The organism is Pseudomonas sp. AC016, assembly GCF_979253365.1.
On sequence record NZ_CEEDCC010000001.1, the window covers coordinates 3,248,740 to 3,268,859 of the forward strand.

16 protein-coding genes and 3 pseudogenes are annotated in these 20,120 nt (G+C 59.0%); 9 read left to right on the plus strand and 10 right to left on the minus strand.

Annotated features, from left to right (window positions below):
- Positions 1-241: 241 nt before the first annotated feature.
- From AC0IXS_RS14790 to AC0IXS_RS14820, 7 genes are all read right to left on the minus strand, one after another.
- The gene (locus AC0IXS_RS14790; protein ID WP_057409845.1) at positions 242-1,282 is read right to left on the minus strand and encodes a FecCD family ABC transporter permease; all 1,041 of its coding nucleotides are present in this window, start codon (positions 1,280-1,282) and stop codon (positions 242-244) included.
- Positions 1,279-2,238, minus strand: coding sequence for an ABC transporter substrate-binding protein (locus AC0IXS_RS14795; RefSeq protein WP_057409844.1), 960 nt, complete (start codon positions 2,236-2,238; stop codon positions 1,279-1,281). Before AC0IXS_RS14795 ends, AC0IXS_RS14790 begins: the two co-directional genes overlap by 4 nt.
- Position 2,239: 1 nt before the next feature.
- Entirely contained in the window at positions 2,240-3,019 is a 780-nt protein-coding gene (locus AC0IXS_RS14800) for an ABC transporter ATP-binding protein (protein WP_057409843.1), read from the minus strand.
- Positions 3,019-5,166 (minus strand): TonB-dependent receptor, encoded by a 2,148-nt coding sequence (locus AC0IXS_RS14805; RefSeq protein WP_241088900.1) that lies wholly within the window; start codon positions 5,164-5,166, stop codon positions 3,019-3,021. The genes AC0IXS_RS14800 and AC0IXS_RS14805 overlap by 1 nt, the downstream gene beginning before the upstream one ends.
- A 180-nt stretch (positions 5,167-5,346) precedes the next feature.
- Positions 5,347-6,291 carry a methyltransferase gene (locus tag AC0IXS_RS14810; RefSeq protein ID WP_471824980.1) on the minus strand — a complete coding sequence of 315 codons (945 nt, stop codon included), beginning with the start codon at positions 6,289-6,291 and terminating at the stop codon, positions 5,347-5,349.
- Positions 6,288-7,739, minus strand: a complete 1,452-nt coding sequence (locus tag AC0IXS_RS14815; protein WP_471824982.1) for an iron-containing redox enzyme family protein — start codon at positions 7,737-7,739, stop codon at positions 6,288-6,290. Before AC0IXS_RS14815 ends, AC0IXS_RS14810 begins: the two co-directional genes overlap by 4 nt.
- Positions 7,740-7,884: 145 nt before the next feature.
- Complete coding sequence (locus AC0IXS_RS14820) at positions 7,885-8,370, minus strand: CinA family protein (RefSeq protein ID WP_471824984.1); 486 nt, start codon at positions 8,368-8,370, stop codon at positions 7,885-7,887.
- A gap of 242 nt (positions 8,371-8,612) precedes the next feature.
- On the opposite strand from AC0IXS_RS14820, the gene AC0IXS_RS14825 reads away from it, so the two are divergent.
- Positions 8,613-9,128 carry a DUF4142 domain-containing protein gene (locus AC0IXS_RS14825; RefSeq protein WP_057409839.1) on the plus strand — a complete coding sequence of 172 codons (516 nt, stop codon included), beginning with the start codon at positions 8,613-8,615 and terminating at the stop codon, positions 9,126-9,128.
- A 188-nt stretch (positions 9,129-9,316) separates the two neighbouring features.
- Here the strand turns inward: AC0IXS_RS14825 and AC0IXS_RS14830 are convergent, their stop codons facing one another.
- The gene (locus AC0IXS_RS14830) at positions 9,317-9,496 is read right to left on the minus strand and encodes a hypothetical protein (protein WP_029244195.1); all 180 of its coding nucleotides are present in this window, start codon (positions 9,494-9,496) and stop codon (positions 9,317-9,319) included.
- A 36-nt stretch (positions 9,497-9,532) separates the two neighbouring features.
- Positions 9,533-10,414: a manganese catalase family protein gene (locus AC0IXS_RS14835; RefSeq protein WP_122668836.1), complete on the minus strand. Its 882-nt coding sequence runs from the start codon at positions 10,412-10,414 to the stop codon at positions 9,533-9,535.
- 429 nt (positions 10,415-10,843) lie between these two features.
- Here AC0IXS_RS14835 and AC0IXS_RS14840 point away from each other — a divergent pair, with 429 nt between their 5' ends.
- The 6 genes and pseudogenes from AC0IXS_RS14840 to AC0IXS_RS14865 all read left to right on the plus strand — a co-directional run.
- Positions 10,844-11,068 (plus strand): DUF6555 family protein, encoded by a 225-nt coding sequence (locus AC0IXS_RS14840; protein ID WP_004882389.1) that lies wholly within the window; start codon positions 10,844-10,846, stop codon positions 11,066-11,068.
- 58 nt (positions 11,069-11,126) lie between these two features.
- Positions 11,127-11,390, plus strand: a complete 264-nt coding sequence (locus AC0IXS_RS14845; protein ID WP_122668837.1) for a hypothetical protein — start codon at positions 11,127-11,129, stop codon at positions 11,388-11,390.
- 1,322 nt (positions 11,391-12,712) lie between these two features.
- Positions 12,713-12,880: pseudogene (locus AC0IXS_RS14850) on the plus strand (HAMP domain-containing protein); the annotation flags it as partial.
- A 159-nt stretch (positions 12,881-13,039) separates the two neighbouring features.
- The gene (locus tag AC0IXS_RS14855; RefSeq protein WP_414709719.1) at positions 13,040-13,750 is read left to right on the plus strand and encodes a methyl-accepting chemotaxis protein; all 711 of its coding nucleotides are present in this window, start codon (positions 13,040-13,042) and stop codon (positions 13,748-13,750) included.
- A gap of 292 nt (positions 13,751-14,042) precedes the next feature.
- Positions 14,043-15,020, plus strand: a pseudogene (locus tag AC0IXS_RS14860) (methyl-accepting chemotaxis protein); the annotation flags it as partial.
- 309 nt (positions 15,021-15,329) lie between these two features.
- A pseudogene (locus tag AC0IXS_RS14865) lies at positions 15,330-15,923 on the plus strand (methyl-accepting chemotaxis protein); the annotation flags it as partial.
- A gap of 51 nt (positions 15,924-15,974) precedes the next feature.
- Here the strand turns inward: AC0IXS_RS14865 and AC0IXS_RS14870 are convergent.
- Positions 15,975-16,760, minus strand: coding sequence for a substrate-binding periplasmic protein (locus AC0IXS_RS14870; RefSeq protein ID WP_057409834.1), 786 nt, complete (start codon positions 16,758-16,760; stop codon positions 15,975-15,977).
- A 247-nt stretch (positions 16,761-17,007) separates the two neighbouring features.
- On the opposite strand from AC0IXS_RS14870, the gene AC0IXS_RS14875 reads away from it, so the two are divergent.
- Both AC0IXS_RS14875 and AC0IXS_RS14880 read left to right on the plus strand, forming a co-directional pair.
- Complete coding sequence (locus tag AC0IXS_RS14875) at positions 17,008-18,762, plus strand: ABC transporter permease (RefSeq protein ID WP_191957954.1); 1,755 nt, start codon at positions 17,008-17,010, stop codon at positions 18,760-18,762.
- Positions 18,763-18,786: 24 nt separating this feature from the next.
- A complete protein-coding gene (locus AC0IXS_RS14880; protein ID WP_088236329.1) occupies positions 18,787-20,088 on the plus strand; it encodes an ABC transporter ATP-binding protein in 1,302 nt (433 codons plus the stop codon).
- The last annotated feature ends 32 nt before the right edge of the window (positions 20,089-20,120 follow it).

The following is a 20,120-nucleotide window of genomic DNA, read 5'->3' on the forward strand; positions in this document are numbered from 1 at the left end:
GACCAATTCTCAGTTCTGATGGGCGGTATTAGTGAGGCTTATTAAGTAGTGGCCTTTGGCTAGGAACTAGCCGAGCACCTGATGAGACCTGAACGGGCTCTGGCGTGAGCGTCATTAAGTCGTGGTGTTGCCAGATAGTCAGACTTATTCTGTTATTGGTTCATCGACTCATCTTTAAACAATGCAGCACGCTTGCGGTAATGAGGTGGAATCGTCTCAGCCCTTTTGATGAGCCGCTGCCTCACCCCCGCCTCATCATGAAAATAAAAAACAGCCCACCCAGCAACGCCGTCGAAATCCCGATGGGCAGATCTTCAGGCGCAATCAACGTGCGCGATACCACGTCCACCCAGACCATCAGCAACGCGCCCAACAGCGTCGCAACCGGCAGCAACCGCCGGTGTTCCGAGCCCACGAGGCGTCTGGCGATGTGCGGCACCATCAGGCCGACGAAGCCGATGGAGCCGCACAGGGCGACGAGTACGCCGGTCATGAGCGAGGCGATCAGGAACACCAGCAACCGGACGTTGCTCACTTGCAGGCCCAGGCTCACGGCGGTCTGATCGCCTGCCATCAGGGCGTTCAACGCGCGCCCGAGTCCCTGCAGCAATATCCAGCCTGCCAGCACGGTCACCAGTGGCACTGGCAGCAGTTCCCAGCGAGCAAGGCCAAGGCCGCCCAGCATCCAGAACAGCACGGAAGAGCTGGCGCGGTGATCGCCCAGAAACAGCAGCAGGTTGGCGATGGCCATCATGACGAACGACACGGCGACGCCGCTCAACAGCAGGCGCTGGCTGTCGAGGCGGCCGTTGCGGCTGGACAGCGACAGCACCAGGATCAGGCTAGCGAGCGAGCCTGCGAACGCGGCGAGTGGCAAGGTCAGCATGCCGAGGATTTCGCCGACGTGCATGACCACAATCACGGCGCCGAGTGTGGCGCCCGAGGTGGCTCCCAGCAGATGCGGATCGGCCAGCGGGTTGCGGGTCACGGCTTGCAGCACGCAGCCTATGAGCGCCAGACCTGCGCCTGCCAGAGCGCCCAGCAACACACGCGGCATGCGGATCAGCCAGACGATGGTTTCCTGTCCCGCTGTCCAGAGGTGTGGCTCATGACCGGCGCCTGACAGTTTGAGCGTCAGGATGCCGATGACCTGCTCCAGCGGCACAGGCGCTGCGCCGAAGGTGACAGACACCAGGCACGAGATCAGCAGCACAATTGTGAGAGCGATCAGCAACCCGGTGTAGCGGCTCCGCCGTTCCGTGAGCCACTGCGACAGAGTCATCGCGCCACGTCGTGAAAGGCCGCCGCCAGAGTCTCGATGGCTGCCACGTTATCGATGCCCGGTGTGACGGCGACGTAGGGCAATACGACGTAGCGTTTGTTGCGAACCGCATCGACGGATTGCAGGGCCGGGTTGTTTTCCAGAAATTGCCGCTTCTGTGCGGCGCTGACTTCGCCATAGTCGACGATCACGATGATTTCGGGATTGCTCTGCACCACCGACTCCCAGTTCACGTGAGTCCAGCTGGCTGCGACGTCGCCCATGACATTGCGTCCGCCCGCTGCGCTGATCAGCGCTTGCGGAATGGCCAGACGCCCGGCAGTCATGGGCCGGTCTTCGCCGCTGTCGTACAGAAAGACTCGTGAAGGCGCTTTGTCTGCCAGTTGCTCATGGACCCGGCTCACCCGGTTCTGCATGTCGGCCACTAATGCTTGTGCCCGGTCCTGCACATTGAATATGCGACCCAGATTGAGCAGATCGTTGTACACGTCATCCAGCGTCGCTTCGGCGCGAGGCATGATCTGCGCGCAGGATTCAGTCAGCTCGTAGGTCTGAATGCCCAGCGTAGCCAGGCTCTGCGGCGTGACGTCGCCGCCGACCCGCATGCCGTAGTTCCAGCCAGCGAAATAGAAATCGGCGTTGGCGCTGAGCAGGTTTTCCACGGACGGGTATTTGCTGGACAACTCGGGCAGCGTGCCCAGATCGTGCAGCAGCGCGGGATCGGGTTTGTTCCATCCGGTGATGCCGCTGTAGCCCACCATGTGAGATTGCAGGCCCAGCGCAACCATCATTTTGGTGAGGTTGACGTCGTTGCTGACCGCGCGTTGCGGCGCAGCGTTGAATGTCACCGAGCGGTCGCAGCTCTGCACGGTGACCGGATAGTTCGTGGCTTGGGCGTGCACCATCGGGCTGATCGTTAGTGCGGCCAGGGTCAGCCAAGTCAACAAAGGCTTCATTTCAGGGAATCCAGGTGATGCGTGGGTAATCACGCAGGGGATGACAATCGACCAGCGCCTTGGCGCCGAATACGCAGAGCAGCAGGTCCGGGGTCAGTACGTCCCAAGGCGTGCCCTGGGCAACCAGCCGACCGTGATGCACGACATACAACCGGTCGCAGAATGCCGCCGCCAGGTTCAGGTCATGAATGCTGGCCAGCGTTGCCACGCCAAGCTGCCTGACCAGCCCCAGCAGTTCGAGCTGATGACGCGGATCGAGGTGGTTGGTCGGCTCGTCCAGCACCATCAATTGCGGTTGCTGGACCAGTGCACGGGCCAGCAGGCAACGTTGCTTTTCGCCGCCGGACAGCGTGTCGAAGCGGTGCTGTTCATAACCTTCCAGCCCGACGGCTTTAAGCGCTTGCTGAACGATGGCGCGGTCTTCGGCACTGTCCGCTGCGAAAAACCCCTGATGAGGTGCGCGCCCCATCGTCGTGACATCCAGCAGCGTCAGGCCGAAGGCGTCGGGAAACTCCTGGGCAACCACCGCTACATGCTGCGCGCACCAGCGCGGGCTGCGGCTCCAGATGTCATGGTTGGTCAGCGTGACGCTGCCGCTGTGCGGACGGCTGTAGCGGAACGCGCAGCGCAGCAGACTGGTCTTGCCGCTTCCATTGGGACCGATCAGCCCCACGAACTCGCCTGCGGCAATCTGCAGGTCGATGTCCTTGAGGGCGAAATGTTCGTGGTCGCAGACAGACGCTTGTTCCGGCGCCCAGGCCAGGTTCTTCAGGGTAAGCATCAGAAACTCATGTCCGCAGTGACGTACAGAGCGCGCGGCTCCCCGAGGATCCATTGCTGGCCCTCGTTGTACTGACTGGCCGCGTACTGACGGTCGAACAGATTGCGCACCTGCAGACCCAGCGTGGTAGTGCGCAGCGCTTTCCACGAAAGACTCGCGTCAGCCACGGTGTAGGCGGGCAGCTCACGGGTGTTGGCGATATCGGCGTAACGGCTGTCGACATAGCGCAGCCCGCCGCCGATCTGCAGCGCGCTACTGAGCTGTTTGTCGAGCCAGAGGTTGGCCGTGCGTTTCGGCACATCGACCGGAGTGTTGCCGTCACGCGACACGGCCACACCCGCAACGCTCTGATCAAACTGATCGTAGCGAGCCCGCACGAAAGCTGCGTTGGCGGTCAGCGTCCAGTCCTGCGGCAACTGCAGCTTCAGGCTCGCTTCCAGTCCGTTGGAAGACTGCTGGCCTACCTGTTGGGTGAGATCAGGATTGCCGGCATCGGTGGTGAGCAGCTTCTTCTTGACGATGTGGTAGGCGGCCAGCGTCCATTCCAGACGCTCATCCCACAGCGCCTGTTTGAAGCCGATTTCCGATTGCCGGGCGGTCGCCAGATCGAATTGTTGCTGGCCCGGATTGAGTGAAACCAAGCTGCCGACGCCGTCGGTGCTGGTCGAGTATTGCGCGTAGGTCGAACTGGTCGGGGTCAGTGCGTAGACCAGGCCGACTTTCCAGTTGTTGCCGATCAGGTCCTTTTCGGTTCGACTGTCGTCACGCAACGCGTTGCGCTCGATATTCACGTAGTCGCGCCGTACGCCTGTGATGATCGATAACTGATCGGTCAGCAGGGTGCGGTTTTCGCCGAAGACCGACAGTTGCCGAGTCGTACTTTTGAACAGCTCGGAGTAGGGCGAAGCGCTCTGGAAGCGACCGGACGCGGGGTTTTCGATGTCGATCGGATCGCCGGCCGGGTTTACGTCGTCATACGGCGAATTGTTGGTCAGCTTGAAGCGGATACGGTTGACGTCCATGCCCAGCACGCTCTGACTTTCAAGGCCGGCCAGGCTGTGCTTGAACGTGAAGGTCTGGCGATCGCCCACCTGTTCCTGATTGTGTTTGATACTGAAATAGCCGCTGCGCGACAGTTCCTGTGTGGCGGCATCCCAGTTGTAGTTTTCAGCGTTCTGCCAGCGTCGGTGCGACGTCAGGTAATACAGCTCGTTGGACGACGTCACCTGATCGGAAATCTGCCAGTCAGTGGTCAGTCGCGTCCACTGATCGTCGTAGCGTTGCACGTCATTCTGGATGTTGTAGTTCTTGTCCCGCAGGCCTTCGTGGTAACGGCCGTTGATCATCGGCACGCCAAAATAATTCATCGGGCGCTGTCTGCCGCCGTCGTGGGCGAGGGTATAGGACAGGGTGTCACTGGCCTGCCAGCGCAGTGCGCCGCTGAAGAAAGTGCTGGCCGAATCGCCGCGATCCACCCAGCCGTTGCTGTTCAGCTGGTTGATGTTCAAGCGGTAGCTCACCTGATCGGACAACGAGCCGCCGCTGTCGAGTGCTGCCTGGCGGCTGTCGTAAGAACCGTAGCCCAGGCGAAGGTGGTTCTGGATCTCGCCTTCGAAGGGCTTCTTGGGAATGACGTTGATCACCGCCCCCGTCGCGCCTTCGCCGTAGAGCACCGAAGCCGGGCCGCGCAGTACTTCGATGCGATCGATTGCCCACGTATCGACCGGCATCGTGACAGTGCCCATGGCGCTGTACATGCGGCTGCCGTCATACAGCTGCATTACCGATCCCTGTCCCGTAAAACCTCGAGCTGACAACGCTGTGCCGCCATCACCCGGTGTACCGATAGCGGTGATGCCCGGGCTGCGAGCCACGGCTTGCTGCACGTTGGCGTCGCCCCGGCTGCGCACCTCATCGCCATCAAGCGAACTGGTGCTTGCCGGAGTCTGCAAGGCTGTCAGTTGCAGGCGTGATCCGGCACCGGTCACGGCGTCCAGAGCGTTACTTTCTTGCCCGTTGGCGGTGGATCTGATCATGGACGGAGCAAGCTCTATCTGTTCTGAAGCGTTGCTGTAAGCGGCGCTGCTGCCTGCCAGCAGACACAGGCTGGCGGCTGCGGTTCTGGATCGTGAAAAGGAGCGGATCATGGAGGCGGGTCGCTCAGGGAAACTGCGTTTGAGAAAGGTGCTAGTGTTATAACATAACATTTGGCGACCGTTCGTCCACGATTTTCGATGCCCTGAAAGCACGATGCCCGAACAGGGTTCGGGCATCGTGTGGGTATATCAAGGCTCCAAAGACCGCTTCAGGCTGTGGATAAGTCTAATTCAGCCTCGACGTGTCACGATCAATTCGACCGCTGCAATCCGCTCGGCCTCTTCGTAACCTTCTTCAAGCAGCTCTTCTCCGAACACATCCGGGTCCAGCTCGCGGTACGTCCAGGTCAGTTCGGCGTGATCGATAGCGTCTTTGACAGCTTCGAAAAAAGGATCCCGCTCGCCGGTCATGGCGACACCGGTATACAGCAGCAGCGAACCGCCGGGGGCGAGGCGGTCGATGGATTCGTGCACGATACGCACTGAAAGGTCCGCGCCCAGCGAATCTCCACCATGGCGATAGGCACGTTTCTGGGTGTCTTTCATGTAGGGCGGGTTGGCCACGATCAGGTCGAAGCTTTCAGTCAGGCCGGTGAGGATATCGCTTTGGCTGCACGTCAGATTTCCAATGCCCGCGATGGCGGCGTTGACCTGCGCAAAATGCAAGGCTCTGGGGTTGATATCCACCGCGTGAACCTGCGTATCAGGACGAGCCTGTGCAATGAGCAACGCGCCTGCCCCCGTTCCGCACCCGATGTCCACAGCGCGTTTTATAGAGTGCGATGTGCGTTGCAGATGGCCCTTGATTGACTGTGCAAAACGGTACGTGTCTGGCCCGAAAAATACCGAATCTTCATCGTGGGTCGGGTAGGCGGAATGCACCAAAAGCAGATCATCCAGGCTCGAGAACCTGACCCGACTTTTCAAGCCGTCCTCGCTACGCTGCAGAATCCCGGCTTCCAGAAGGCCTTGGGCTTCAGAGGCTGGCAGCATGGACTCGGGAATGATCCGGCTCCAGCCGAAGACATCACGCAGCGAAAGGGCCGTGCGATTTTCCGGGCGCTCGTTGACGCGCTGGTGAGTGAGTGGCGTCGGGGTGATGAAGCGATAACCGCCCGCCGCCAGTTTTTGGGCGAGGGTGGTCAGTGCCATGCGGTCCGGCAAGGTCAGGCTCATGCTGGGACTCCCGTCATGCGCTCGGCCATGTGCGAGACGAACAGGCGCGTGGCGTACAGACCTGCGGCGCTCGAATGGCGGGCGGGCGACAGGCTTTCGATCAGCACGGGCATCTTCTCGGTTGCCGCCACGGACTCCAGTTTCAGGTGCAGTTCACGCACATCCGGATCGGCGTCCGCTGCGGCATCGCTTGCCTGTGCAGGAACAGGCTGGCCGCTGCCCGGCAGGTTGCGGAACCTTGAACGGAACGCTTCGGGCAGACGTTTGCCTGTGCTGGGCTGGGCGCTGCCGTCCGGCAGCCAGTCACCAGCGATCCAATCGTGCACCAGCTGTTTTTCGTAGCCGTTGAACACACCGAACATCGGTGCACCGACACCTTCGAACAATTGCCAGAAACGGCTGTGGATCGGGTCTTCGTGGCGCTTGATCCAGCCACGGTTTTCCAGAACGCTAAGGAACTCGGGAATCTGATCGGGGCTGGCGAGCCATTCGTTGACGGTCTTGCCATCCAGGCGGCAGTAGTCGGAATGCATGTGCTGGCCGAAGGTGCGTTTGCGCTCGAGCATGGCGATCACTTCCTGCTCCAGGTCGAACGACTGAATGACGGCCGATGAACCGATGCCCAGCTCATTGAGCTTGTAGCCGCTGGCGACCCGACGGTAGAACGCGTCACGCTTCTGGCCCATCGGCAACAGCGCCATGACGCTCTGCGCAGCTTTGCGCGCATGGCCGGTGCTGGCGTTGTCGATCGTCACGTGCAGGGTGAAGTAGTAAGGATCGATGCCCAACTCGTTCAGCTCGAACGAGGTGATCAGCAAGTGCAACGGCAGTTGTTCATAACCCAGGTTGTAGCCAATCACCTCTGGAAGAAACTCATCGCCCGACTGCCCCAACGCCAGCTGGATAGCGCCTTGCAGGTAGGCTTCGTCCGGCAGCGGTACGTTGGTGTCGCAGTCCAGATCGGCCAGCAGCTTGCGGTACAGCGACACATGATTCTGCGCCTGCTCGCCATCGCCCAGCTCTTCGAGGTAGGTGCGAATCAGACCGTGAAAACGGTAGTCCGCCCAATGCGGCAGCAGTCCATACAGCCAGGCGCCATCGACCAGCTTGGTGGGCGCGACCTGCTGGATGAAATACATCGCATGGGCTTTGTTCTTGAAGAAACGGCGCGGCTGACCTGAGCGGCGCTGCTCCAGATAAGTCGCGTATTGCTCAGCGACCTGGCCGACGTTCTGCTCGATCCAGTGTTCGAGTGCTTCCGGCTGCGGTGGCAGCTCGCAATTTTCCCGGTCTGCCATCGCAAGGCAGTGCTCAAGAAAAGCGACTGCCTCGTGCCGCGACTCGTCAGTGCTCTCACTCAACAAGGACTGATAGACAGCCTTTGATTCTTCTTCCACTACAGTCGGTTTGACGACAGTGTTACCTGTCATCAGCTGAAGAGACGTCATAAAAATCGTACCTCGGCAGTTGAGAGTCACGAGAGAAGCGGTCGCACGAGACTTTCTGTTGTTCTATTGAAAAAAGAGTGCCGGGCCGTTTGGAAAATTCAGCGTTTTTTGCCTGCGGCCGATGGGTGGCGTTTTGCTGGTCCAATCAATTGCATTGCCGATGAAACGCCGGAATGTGCTCAAGCGCGTATAACGCCGCCTGATGCTGGACTGATTCCCTGTCTCCCTGAAAGCGATGCTGACGACTGACGATGTGTTGCTGTCCATCCTTCACAAAACCCCAGGCGAAGCAGACGGTTCCGGCGGGTATGCCGTCCACATCGTCAGGACCGCAGATGCCTGTGGTCGCGACAGCCACAGTTGCAGGGCTTTCATGCAGCGCCCCCTTCACCATCTCCCGAGCCACCTCGCAACTGGTCAGATTGAACTGCTCAATGGTCTCGGGTTTGACGCCGAGTACTCGCTGTTTGGCTTCAGGGGAATACACCACATAGCCGCACTCGATCCGCGAGCCGCTGCCGGGAATCTGTGCCAGCAGCGTGACGATCTCGCCTGCTGTGCAGGATTCGGCAGTGACGAGTAACAACTTTTCATTGTGTAGATAAGACACCACGTCTTCGACGATCTTCATGCTTGAACCTGCCGTCCTTATTGTTCTCTCGGGACGCGCTGCTTGCCGCCCGGTGACTTGCCTGTGGACAGAGCAGGCATAGTCCCGTTCCGAAAAACCGACAGGTCACCCGACCAGTTGCAACTTGATTGACGGCGCGCAGGCCGACGGTCAAAAAGGCTGAACGCAGATTTTCGAGAGGGGTCGTAAAAGTCGTGTCGTCATCGACGACGTATCTGGCCCATAAAAAAGGATGACCGAAAATGACCAACTATTTTCGTATGAGCGCTCTTGCAGTAACGCTGTCGCTGGGTTCGCAGGTGGCGTTTGCCGCTGATGCTGAAGACTTTGTAAAAGATGCCTCTGCCAAAGGCATCGCCGAGGTTCAAGTCGGAAAGCTTGCCCAGGATGAGAAGGGTATTTCACCAGATGTGAAAGCGTTTGCCCAACAGATGGTAAAGGATCACACCGCAGCCAATGAGAAATTGAGCAGCATTGCAAAGAGCAAGAATCTTGAGGTCTCCGACGACCCCATGCTGATGGACCAGGCCAAAGCGTTGATTCTGGAAATGCGCGAGAAATCGTTTGACCAAGCCTATGCGAACAATCAGGTTATGGCGCACGAGCAGACCATCAAACTGTTCAAGGAAGAAGCCGAGAATGGTAAGGATCCAGAGTTGAAGGCGTTCGCCAAGGCAACGCTTCCTACGCTGGAAGGGCATCTGGAGCATGCCAAAAAACTGGCCGCCGCTCACGGTGGTGACGCTGCCAAACAGTAACGTATGCAGTAATGCCGCATGATCGGGACCTCTGTTGAGGAACTGGGTCATGCGGTTATTTGATACGGTTCCTGATCAGCCATTAATAACCTTTCTTTGATCCATAAAGAAACCGGCGCAAGGCCGGTTATCGTGTTTGCCTGAACAGGCCCCGCCGTTAAACGAGGCCGTTCATGGTGATGGCAGCGTTATCGACTCGGTAAGTTATTATCCAGCAGCGACGCAACACCGAATACTTTGGTGGCCATCACTACTTGAAAACCTCGACGGGCCAGACGTGCCTCTGCATCAAAAGATTGAAGTCCTTTATCAAAGACGGCGTTACCCATCTCTATCTTCGTCGTGACACGTGTACGGTTTGTTTTCATGATGCTCATCCTCAATAACGGTTCAACGCGCTGTTATCAACTTTCCTTACCTTGCACGAATCCTGATCCCAGGTCTGCGCCGGTAATGGGGTTGGCTTCCGGGTCGGACATGGTCCGGATTTTCATGGCTTCCAGAACCTCGGCGTCATTGGCGCTTAACGTCACCGATGCGGAACCGTCGCCTCCATCCACTGCCGGTTGTGGCGACTCAACGTATTCCCACTCGCCGCCCTGGTTCCAGGCGCCGCGCACATTGGGCTCGCCCGACATGTTGAAGTACTTGTTGGTGAACTCGGGCATGCCGGGCAACTTGCCTTGAGGGAAGTTGGGCTGGATGGCGTGCAGGGCTTTCTCGAAGGACAGTTGGTGAGCGATCTCGCGCGTCATCAAAAAGCCCAGCGCATCTTTTACGCCCGGATCATCCGTGACGTTCATCAGACGCTCATACACGATCTTGGCCCGTGCCTCGGCAGCGATGTTGGAGCGGAAGTCTGCGGTCGGCTCGCCGATTGTGTCGATGTAGGCAGCTGTCCATGGCACACCTGCGGAGTTGACCAGCGGCGCTCCGGCGCCATACAGCAGACTGGTGATATGGGAGTCATTGCCAGCGCCGTTCAGGGACCGGTACAACTCGCCTTCTTCCTCGATACCTTCCGCCAACTGGCCCTTGGCGCCTTTATTGAGCATCACGATAATGGAGCCGACGATTTCCAGATGGCTCAGTTCCTCTGTCGCGATGTCCATCAACAGATCCTTGCGACCGGGATCGTCCTCACTCAGGCCCTGGGTGAAGTAGCGGCCTGCTGCGGCAAGCTCGCCTTGCGCGCCGCCGAATTGTTCCAATAGAAGGTTGGCAAGCCCCGGGTTCGGACGGGCTACACGTACGGTGTACTGAAGGCGCTTGTTATGTATGAACATATCATTTCCTCAGGCTGGCTCTTTCGGTAAGCATGTGTCCATGGGTTGAACACGATGCGGTGCAGTCATGGGTTATGAAAGAGCGAGGCGCAGAACGTTGCTCGAAACTATGCAGTGACGGGATGAATGGTTGAAAAAAGTGAGTTCAATAGAATTTCGTTATTCCCCACTTGCAGGTGGAAAGTTTCACAAAGTCGGCGGACAGCGCCTGATGACGGGGAGTGCATCCTGTTGCCGGGGACAGTCTGGAGACGTCGGTTTTTTTGCACTTATTAATAATACCTATGAATCAATTTGTGGAGTCTAAATCCAAACGAGGGTACGTGAATTATGGCTATATGATATCGCCTGAAACAGGGTTTAAAATACTGGGAATTTTTTGAAATGAGCACGATCTGTTTTGCGAGTGGACAAAGCAGGAGTAACAAAATGGCTGATGAAAAACACTACCGGATCGATTATTTATTGCACGGTAGCTATAAGACTTTCTACATCAGGGCCGTCGACATGGACAATCAGGAAGCCTGGCATTGGGCGACGGTTGATGCAGGGTTTGGCGCGATTCCCAAGTACCGTTCCGACAGAGTACCGAAGCTGAGCAAACCTCAGGCCGAGAAACTGGGGCTTTCGAATGTGGAGTGGAAACGGGCGTAGGGTTCGATAACCGAGCAGGTGATAGACGTTCACCAGCGTGCAGGTCCGATGTCGCACGATGGTGGATGGAGGTGATGTGATTGATCTGATTCAGTGGCCAGCAATGGCCGTGACGTTACTGGCAGCCTGGTTCATCGGGTCGCAACGACCTGCCAGGCGCATGCTCGCCTTCTGGTGCTTCATCTTCAGCAACGTCCTCTGGATCATCTGGGGGCTTCACGCCCATGCCTATGCGCTGATCGTGCTGCAGGCAGGTCTCTGCGTCATCAATCTCCGGGGTTTCAAAAAGAATCGGGACGGCGCCAGAGGCGATTCCGAATAACCACCCACGGCTGCTTTCCAGCACGTTCTCGCCAATTGGTATTGGAAACAGTGTGTTACACAAGGCGCCTGTTGAGCTAGTTGACAGATGCTCGGGTTTTGTCCGGTTCCCTTCCTCACGTTTTTCGCCAGCACGCCGATAGGTCGGTATCAGATTGCATGACCCCCATTGAACTAACCAATCGGGGCAAGCTCTGAAGTGATGTCACAATGCCTTCACTTGGTCAGGTACACCCTCCATTTGTAAACGTGACTTATTGCCACCTGTCGCGACGTAAAGAAGGGAGTTCTTTCAGCCGGATCAGGCCCCCTTACTATAAAGAGAACGATATGAATATTCTGTCGCCCGGTATCTACCTGACTAACCGCCTGCGCTTTCCTGCCAAATTCGCTGTCCTTGCCATCATCATCGTGATTCCGCTGCTTGTGCTCGGAATGCGCGTGTTCAACAGTTTAAATGCAAGTATCGACACCGTCGCGCAAGAGCGTATGGGTCGTGAATACCTGCATGTCGTGACACCGGTACTGCGCCTTTCCATGCTGCAGCGCGCACTGACCAACCGCATGCTGACGGGCGATACCGCAGCCGCGCAAGACCTCGTCGCCAATCGCAGCCAGCTCGAAACCGCGTTCGCCAATCTGGCTGAGATTGACGCTCGTCAGGGCCGCACGCTGGAGACTGAAAGCCGCGTTCAGCGCCTGCGTGACGGTGCTCGCACGATCATGGACGGCGTAAAGCCCGGTGCATCGCCTGATGAAGCGTTCGCTCAGTGGAATGAGCAACTGACCCAGACCCTCAACTTCATTTATTACCTGTCGGCCACGTCCGGGCTGGTGCTGGATGAAGACTATGCGTCGCTGTTCCTGATCGATCTGAGCACCATCCGCATGCCGCGCCAGATCAATATGGCCGGGCAGATCCGCGGAATATCTGCCGCCCTGAGCACCGGGCAGAATCTGAGCCCCGGCATGCGAGGCTCGCTCGACAGCCTGTTCAAACAGGAAGCGCAAACCCGGCTTGAACTGGAACAGAGCATTCGTTTGCTCAAGCGTCGTGCGCCTGAACTGACTGAACGCGTCAACGCGCCGGTCGTAGCAGCCATTGCCGCGATGGACAGCTATCGCGATGACCTCAAGGCTTATGTATCGGGCACCTCCCTGTCGACTCAACAAGGGCTATCGTTCAGTGCTCGTGGCAACGCAGTGGTTGCTGGGTTCTACAAAGCACAGGACGAAATCCAGACATCGCTGCAAGGCGAACTGGACACACGTTACGACGCACTGCTGCTGCAACGCGAAATCGTCATCGGCATGTGCGTGATCATGGGCCTGTTGCTGCTCTATGCGTTCTGCAGCATCTACAAGGCCTTGCGTCTGGCCATCGACGGTTTGCTTGAGGTCACGCGCCGTTTGGCCGACGGTGATCTGGGTGCACGCGTCAATGTCACCAGCCAGGACGAAGTAGCCGATATCGGCAATGGCTTGAATATGATGGCCGAAGCTTTTTCCGGCTCCATCTCGCACATGGATCGCACTTCCTACGAGCTGTCCGAAGTGGCTGCGCGTCTGGGCAACTCCATCAGTCTGGCCAAAGAGTCGATGAACGCGCAGCAGGCCGAAACCGAACAGGTGGCGACCGCCATCAACGAAATGACTGCCAGCGTCGCTGACGTCGCGCAAAACACCGAAGGTGCCGCGCAGGCCGCTGACGAAGCCAACGCGGCTTCGCGTACCGGGCTGCGGGTCATGCATCAGGCGCATTCGACCATCCAGGCTCTGGCCGAAGAAGTGGAACTCAGCGCTCAGAAAGTCCAGGCGCTGGCGCTGCACAGCCAGTCGATTGGTGGCGTGATCCAGGTGATCAGCACCATCGCCGACCAGACCAACCTGTTGGCGCTGAACGCTGCCATCGAAGCGGCGCGGGCCGGCGAGCAGGGCCGTGGCTTTGCCGTGGTGGCCGATGAAGTGCGCACGCTGGCGTCGCGTACCCAGTCGTCGACCGAAGAAATCCGCAACATCATCCAGCAGTTGCAGGGTGCGACCGAGGCTGCCGTGCAGCAGATGCAGGCCGGTCAGCAGAAAGCACAGGCGTGCATCAGTGCCGCTGGCGAAGCTTCGGGCAGTCTGTCGAGCATCAGTCAGGGCGTGGAGCGGATCGTGGAAATGAACACCCAGATCGCCAGCGCCGCCGTGCAACAGCATGCCGTGTCCGAAGACATCAACCGCAACGTGATGGGCATCCGCACCAGTTCCGGAACGCTCATGCAGGGCATCGAAAACAACGCCACCACGGCCAGCGAACTGGGCCGCGTCGCCAGCGAAATGCGCTCGGTGGTGTCGCGCTTCAAGCTTGGGACGTGATTTGGCTGAATAAACGTTCTCTGCTGAACGAACACGTTTTTGTGGGAGGCGACGCTCTCGCGCTTCCCCATTTGCCACGTCAAATCGCTGTGTCGACGCACAGCGAATCTCCCTGAATCAGCGCTCTTGCCGCTGATTCTGTCTTTTTGGTCAAGTTATGCCTGATGCCGGCCGATAGCTCTGGCGCGCAGGTTTGCTGTTCATAAAAACAAATCTTCAGCTCTTTCGTTGCGCATAAAAAGCATATTCAGGAGATTGCATGAACAGCAGCTTTGCGAACATCAGCGTCAACATGAAGTTGGCCCTGGGCTTTGGGGCGGTCCTTTTTTTTACTGCCATACTCGCGCTCGTCGGCTGGACCAGCCTCGACAAACTCATCTACCGCACCGACAGAATCGGTGACATCACCCAACTCGGTAACAAACTGACCGACCTGCGCATTGCCCGTCTGCAATACATGCTGACCGATGGCGACGAAACCGCAGCGCAGAACATGCAGGGCAAGCTGGATACCTTCAAGAAGCACCAGCAATCGCTGCTCGGCACGTTCACCAACCCGGTCAACGTCAAGCCTCTTGGCCAGCTCACCGACGTCATTCGCGCTTATGAAGCGTCGTTGAACCAGATGCGGGCGGTCTACCAGACCAGCGCCAGAGTGCGTGCCGAGATGACGGCCAATGCCACGACCGCCACACAGTCGATCGATGCGCTCAACAATGCCGTTCTGCAGATGGACCCATCGGACCCGGCCCGCTTCGATCAGGTCCAGTGGGTGAACACCGCTCGGCAGGACCTGACGTTGGTGCGTTATGAGGTGCGTGGTTACACCGGCAAGCCCGATGACAAATCAGAAAGGGCCGCCTTCCAGCAACTGGACACCGCCATTCAGCACCTGGACAGCCTCAAATCCACGTTTGGCGCGGCCAGAGTCGCGCAATTGGAGAACGGACTGCGCAGCTATCGCAGTTCGGTCGAAGCCTTCAAGGCCACAACTGTCGAAGCTGCAACCGTGCGCAAGGACCTGACCACGCAGGGCGCAACCATCGTCAAGCTGGGCGATGAGCTGTACGACCTGCAAATGAAACTCGGCGATGACGACACTGCTCAGGCGCGTAGCCTGCAGATCGGTTGCATCCTGCTGGTGCTGGTCCTTGGCATTCTGGCTGCGGTGATCATCACGCGTCAGATTACGCGTCCGTTGCAGGAAACCCTGGCGATTGTCGACCGCATTGCCTCTGGCGACCTGACGCACAACGAAGTCGTTACTCGTCGCGATGAACTGGGCGTGCTGCAACAAGGTATTCAGCGCATGGGTGCAACCCTGCGGGATCTGATCTCCGGGATTCGCGACGGCGTAACGCAGATTGCCAGCGCGGCTGAAGAACTCTCGGCGGTCACTGAACAGACCAGCGCTGGCGTGAACAGCCAGAAGGTCGAGACCGATCAGGTTGCCACCGCCATGCATGAAATGTCGGCCACGGTGCACGAGGTTGCACGCAACGCCGAGCAGGCGTCCGTTGCTGCCGCCGATGCCGACAAGGAAGCTCGCGCCGGTGACAAGGTCGTGGGTGAGGCCATCGGCCAGATCGAACGACTGGCTGCCGAGGTCGTGCGCTCATCCGACGCCATGACTGTGCTCGAGCAGGAAAGCGACAAGATCGGCAAGGTCATGGACGTGATCAAGGCCGTGGCCGAACAGACCAACCTGCTGGCGCTCAACGCCGCCATCGAGGCAGCACGCGCTGGCGAGGCAGGTCGTGGGTTTGCTGTCGTGGCTGACGAAGTGCGAGGCCTGGCGCAGCGTACTCAGCAATCGACCGAGGAAATCGAGAGCCTGGTCGCCGGTCTGCAGAACGGCACCCGTCAGGTCTCGGAGATCATGCTCGGCAGCCGCACGCTGACCGACAGCAGCGTCGAGCTGACCCGCAAGGCCGGTGTGTCGCTGGAAAGCATCACCCGGACCGTGTCGAACATTCAGGCCATGAACCAGCAGATCGCTGCCGCCGCCGAGCAGCAAAGCTCGGTGGCCGACGAGATCAGCCGCAGCATTGTCAATGTGCGCGACGTGTCCGAGCAGACCGCAGAAGCCAGCGAAGAAACCGCCGCCTCCAGCGTTGAACTGGCGCGTCTGGGTGGGCAGTTGCAAATGCTGGTCAGCCACTTCCGGATATGATGGCTGAGCATAAGGGACCTTTGAGGCGCGCTGCCTCCCACAAAATCGCGTTCAGCAGGACTTGCCGCCGACGACGCATGCCTTAGTCGATGCGCTGGGCAGGTAGGCATCGCGGATGCGCTGCAGTTCGCCGCGGCGCTGCATGTCGAGGATTGCGGCATTGATCTTCGGCAGCAGCGAGGCGTGCCTGTTCAACAGCATGATCGACAGATTCGACTCATTCAGCAGAGCGCCTCGCCGGAATCGGTCGGGATCTATTTGATGGGTAGTGGCGAGGTAGTCGTACAGGTCATCGACCATGGCGACGGCATTCACGCGTTTGTTGGCGAGCAACTCCAGCAGCGCCGAGTCCTCCGAGGTTTCAAGTTTGCTGATGCGCTTTTCCTGAAAGGCCGAGTCCAGGGCGCGGTAGGTATAACCCCGGATCATGCCGATCGTGACATCCCGCAGTTCATTCAATGGCACGCTTGAAAGTGGATCATCCGCAGCAAAGTACAAGTGTTCGCGTACCGCCAGATAAGGCACCGAGAATACATACTGGCTCGCGGCCTCTTCGCGGGTCCAGCCCGGTGATTCGGCATAACTGATATCGATCTGTTCTTTGTCCAGCATCACTTGCATGCGATTGGCCGGATAGGAAACAAATTGCACATCGATATTGGCCTGCCTGAAGACCTGACGAGCGATATCGGTCGAGACGCCTCGCAGCGTGTTGTATTCGTCGGTATAGATGAAGGGACGCCACTCGGTGCTGGCCGCCACGTAGGGCTGTGCCAGTGCTGTGGGTTGAAAACAGACCCAGGCGCACGTCAGAACGAGAAAACGAAATACCTTCATTCACTATCCTTTCGTGGTTTATCCATACGCAGTTGGCCGTTAAGCCTTTATATACCTTCGTATATGACACTCATACTTTCGGGTCTGCAGCGTCTACGTTTGCAGGTTTTAAACACCCGTCAAAAGTCTATAAGCTTTTATACAACGAGTGGTTAAACACTCACTGCCCTTTTTTATGTATCCGCTGACAGTCCGTTTTCTGAAACGCTGCCGGCGCGTACTCGTGCAGCCGCGTCGAGGTGAGCCCATGCAGTCTATTTTCGAGTCCGGCAAGCGTCTGCGAGTCTCCCGATATGGCGACGCCAGAACGCGCACACCTTATGGGGTCGATATCGTCTGCCTGGGCCTGCTGGCAACGGTCGTTGCGTTGCTGCTGCACGGTGTCGGACAGATGTTCCAGCCGCTGTCGCTGCTGACCTCAAGCCCGATGACCCTGGATCCGGCGAACCTGCCGGAATACGCACTGCGCACCACGCTGCGCATGTTCATCGCCCTGGCGGCCTCGCTGGTCTTCACCCTGATCGTGGCCACACTGGCCGCCAAAAGCCGCAAGGCCGAACAGGTGATCATTCCGGCGCTGGATATTCTGCAATCGGTCCCGGTGCTCGGCTTTCTGACCTTCACCGTGACCTTCTTCATTGGCCTGTTTCCGGGGCGGCAACTGGGTGTCGAGTGCGCGGCGATCTTTGCCATTTTTACCAGCCAGGCCTGGAATATGGCGTTCAGCTTTTATCAGTCGCTGCGCACGGTGCCCAATGACCTGAGTGAAGTCAGTCGTCAGTTCGGCCTGTCGCCGGTACTCAGGTTCACCCGTCTAGAACTGCCGTTCGCCATTCCGGGGCTGGTCTGGAACATGATGATGTCGATGTCCGGCGGCTGGTTCTTCGTGGTGGCCTGCGAGGCGATTTCGGTGGGCGACACCACCGTCAATCTGCCCGGCATCGGCTCGTGGCTGGCGCTGGCGATCGAGCAGAAAGACCTGACGGCGATTGCCTGGGCTGTTGCGGCCATGGCGCTGGTGATTCTGGCCTACGACCAGTTGCTATTCCGGCCGGTCGTGGCTTGGGCGGACAAGTTTCGTTTCGAGCAGACCGCTTCGCAAAAGCGCCCTCGCTCGTGGATGTACAGCCTGCTGGGCCGCTCCCGACTCGCGCCGCTGCTGGGCACTGTGCTGGTCGCGCCCTGGAAGGGCCTGATGCTGATCAATGGGCGCGGTTTGACGCGCTTCTGGAAAGTCACGCCTGCGCCAGGTGTCAGCCGGTTCCTCGATACTGCCTGGCTTGGGCTGGTGATTGCCGGTTGCCTGGCAGCCAGCGTCTGCCTGTTCCGGTTCATCGAAGCATCGCTCGGGTTCGGCGATCTGGCCACCGCGCTCGGGCTGGGGCTGACCACCATGCTGCGGGTGATCGTGCTGATCATCGTGGCCAGTGTGATCTGGGTGCCGATTGGTGTGTGGATCGGTCTGCGCCCGGTGTGGGCCGAGCGGTTGCAACCCGTCGCGCAGTTTCTGGCGGCCTTTCCGGCGAACGTGCTGTTTCCGTTTGCCGTGATCGCCATTGTCGGTCTGCACCTGAATCCCGATATCTGGCTGTCACCGCTAATGGTGCTCGGCACCCAGTGGTACATCCTGTTCAACGTCATCGCCGGGGCCAGCGCCTTGCCGACCGACCTGCGCGAAGCGGCCACCCTGTTCAACATGCGCGGTTGGCAGTGGTGGCGTCGGGTGGCGTTGCCGGGCGTATTTCCCTACTACGTTACCGGCGCGCTGACAGCGTCGGGCGGTTCCTGGAACGCCAGCATCGTGGCCGAGGCCGTGTCCTGGGGCGACAAACATCTGGAAGCCGCCGGTCTGGGTTCGTACATCGCCAACGCCACTCAGGCAGGTGATTACGCACGGGTCGCGCTGGGTATTGCCGTCATGTCGGTCTTCGTGATCGCGTTCAACCGGTTGCTGTGGCGCCCGCTGTATGGGTTTGCCGAGCGACGTCTGAGTCTTGTGTGATTTAGTTGTGTGGAGGATGCCACGATGATGGCTGTCGAAAAGCGTTGCCTGGTTGATGTGCAGAAGGTTCGTCATGTGTACGGCAAGGCCAGCAAAGAGCGGCTGGTGCTGGACGATGTGACGCTGCAACTCAACGAAAACGAAATCATCGGCCTGCTGGGTCGCTCCGGCTCGGGCAAATCCACGCTGCTGCGCTCCATCGCAGGGTTGGTAGTGCCGACCGAAGGGAAAGTGATTTTCCCTGACCGTACGCCGGGCAAGGCCATGTCGGTGGGCATGGTGTTCCAGAGCTTCGCTTTGTTTCCGTGGCTGACAGTGCTGGAAAACGTCGAGGTCGGGCTTGAGGCTCAGGGCGTTCCGGCTCAACAGCGCCGTAAGCGGGCGCTGGCGGCGATTGACCTGATCGGTCTGGATGGGTTCGAGAGTGCCTATCCCAAGGAGTTGTCGGGCGGCATGCGCCAGCGGGTCGGCATGGCGCGTGCGCTGGTGATCGACCCGGACGTGCTGTTGATGGACGAGCCGTTCTCGGCGCTCGACGTGCTGACCGCCGAAACCCTGCGCACCGATCTGCTGGACATGTGGAGCGAAGGCCGCATGCCGATCAAGTCGATCCTAATGGTGACGCACAACATCGCCGAAGCGGTGCTGATGTGTGATCGCATCCTGCTGTTCTCGTCCAATCCGGGGCGGGTGATCAGTGAAATCAAGGTGGATCTGCCTCAGCCGCGCAACCGTCAGGACCCGATCTTTCAGGCGCTGGTCGAAGAAATCTACGTGCTGATGACTCAGGACAGCGACGCAGGCGAAACCCGTCAGGGCGTATTCCCTGGAACCGGGCTGGGCATGGTGCTGCCGCATGTGTCCACCAACGCGCTGGCCGGTCTGATCGAGGCGATTCATGCGCCGCCCTACGGCATGAAGGCCGACCTGCCGGAGCTGGCCAGTGCGCTGCATTACAACGCGGACGAGCTGTTCCCGATTGCCGAAGTCCTGCAACTGCTGCGTTTCGCCGAACTCAAGGGCGGCGACATTCGTTTGCTGCCTGCGGCCAACCGTTATGCGCTGGCGGACGTGGATGAGCGCAAGCACCTGTTCGCCCAGCACCTGCTGAGCTTCGTGCCGCTGGTGGCACATATTCGCCGGGTTCTGGATGATCGCTCGACGCACACCGCTCCGGCACGCCGCTTTCGGGATCAACTGGAAGACTTCATGTCCGAAAGCGATGCCCGCCAGACGCTCGACTCGGTAACCCAGTGGGGACGTTATGCCGAGCTGTTCGCCTACGATGAGCTGGCGGATCAGTTCAGTCTGGATAACCCATCCTGAGGCGTGTCGGCGCATACTGCGCTGGCCCTTTG

Bases quoted from the DNA above. Each gene is read 5' to 3' on its own strand.
- AC0IXS_RS14875 (WP_191957954.1), top strand. From the start codon at position 17,008: ATGCAGTCTATTTTCGAGTCCGGCAAGCGTCTGCGAGTCTCCCGATAT.
- AC0IXS_RS14880 (WP_088236329.1), top strand. From the start codon at position 18,787: ATGATGGCTGTCGAAAAGCGTTGCCTGGTTGATGTGCAGAAGGTTCGT.
- AC0IXS_RS14855 (WP_414709719.1), top strand. From the start codon at position 13,040: ATGACTGCCAGCGTCGCTGACGTCGCGCAAAACACCGAAGGTGCCGCG.
- AC0IXS_RS14815 (WP_471824982.1), bottom strand. From the start codon at position 7,739: ATGACGTCTCTTCAGCTGATGACAGGTAACACTGTCGTCAAACCGACT.
- AC0IXS_RS14835 (WP_122668836.1), bottom strand. From the start codon at position 10,414: ATGTTCATACATAACAAGCGCCTTCAGTACACCGTACGTGTAGCCCGT.
- AC0IXS_RS14820 (WP_471824984.1), bottom strand. From the start codon at position 8,370: ATGAAGATCGTCGAAGACGTGGTGTCTTATCTACACAATGAAAAGTTG.
- AC0IXS_RS14840 (WP_004882389.1), top strand. From the start codon at position 10,844: ATGGCTGATGAAAAACACTACCGGATCGATTATTTATTGCACGGTAGC.
- AC0IXS_RS14845 (WP_122668837.1), top strand. From the start codon at position 11,127: ATGGTGGATGGAGGTGATGTGATTGATCTGATTCAGTGGCCAGCAATG.
- AC0IXS_RS14805 (WP_241088900.1), bottom strand. From the start codon at position 5,166: ATGATCCGCTCCTTTTCACGATCCAGAACCGCAGCCGCCAGCCTGTGT.
- AC0IXS_RS14800 (WP_057409843.1), bottom strand. From the start codon at position 3,019: ATGCTTACCCTGAAGAACCTGGCCTGGGCGCCGGAACAAGCGTCTGTC.
- AC0IXS_RS14810 (WP_471824980.1), bottom strand. From the start codon at position 6,291: ATGAGCCTGACCTTGCCGGACCGCATGGCACTGACCACCCTCGCCCAA.
- AC0IXS_RS14790 (WP_057409845.1), bottom strand. From the start codon at position 1,282: ATGACTCTGTCGCAGTGGCTCACGGAACGGCGGAGCCGCTACACCGGG.
- AC0IXS_RS14870 (WP_057409834.1), bottom strand. From the start codon at position 16,760: ATGAAGGTATTTCGTTTTCTCGTTCTGACGTGCGCCTGGGTCTGTTTT.
- AC0IXS_RS14825 (WP_057409839.1), top strand. From the start codon at position 8,613: ATGACCAACTATTTTCGTATGAGCGCTCTTGCAGTAACGCTGTCGCTG.
- AC0IXS_RS14830 (WP_029244195.1), bottom strand. From the start codon at position 9,496: ATGAAAACAAACCGTACACGTGTCACGACGAAGATAGAGATGGGTAAC.
- AC0IXS_RS14795 (WP_057409844.1), bottom strand. From the start codon at position 2,238: ATGAAGCCTTTGTTGACTTGGCTGACCCTGGCCGCACTAACGATCAGC.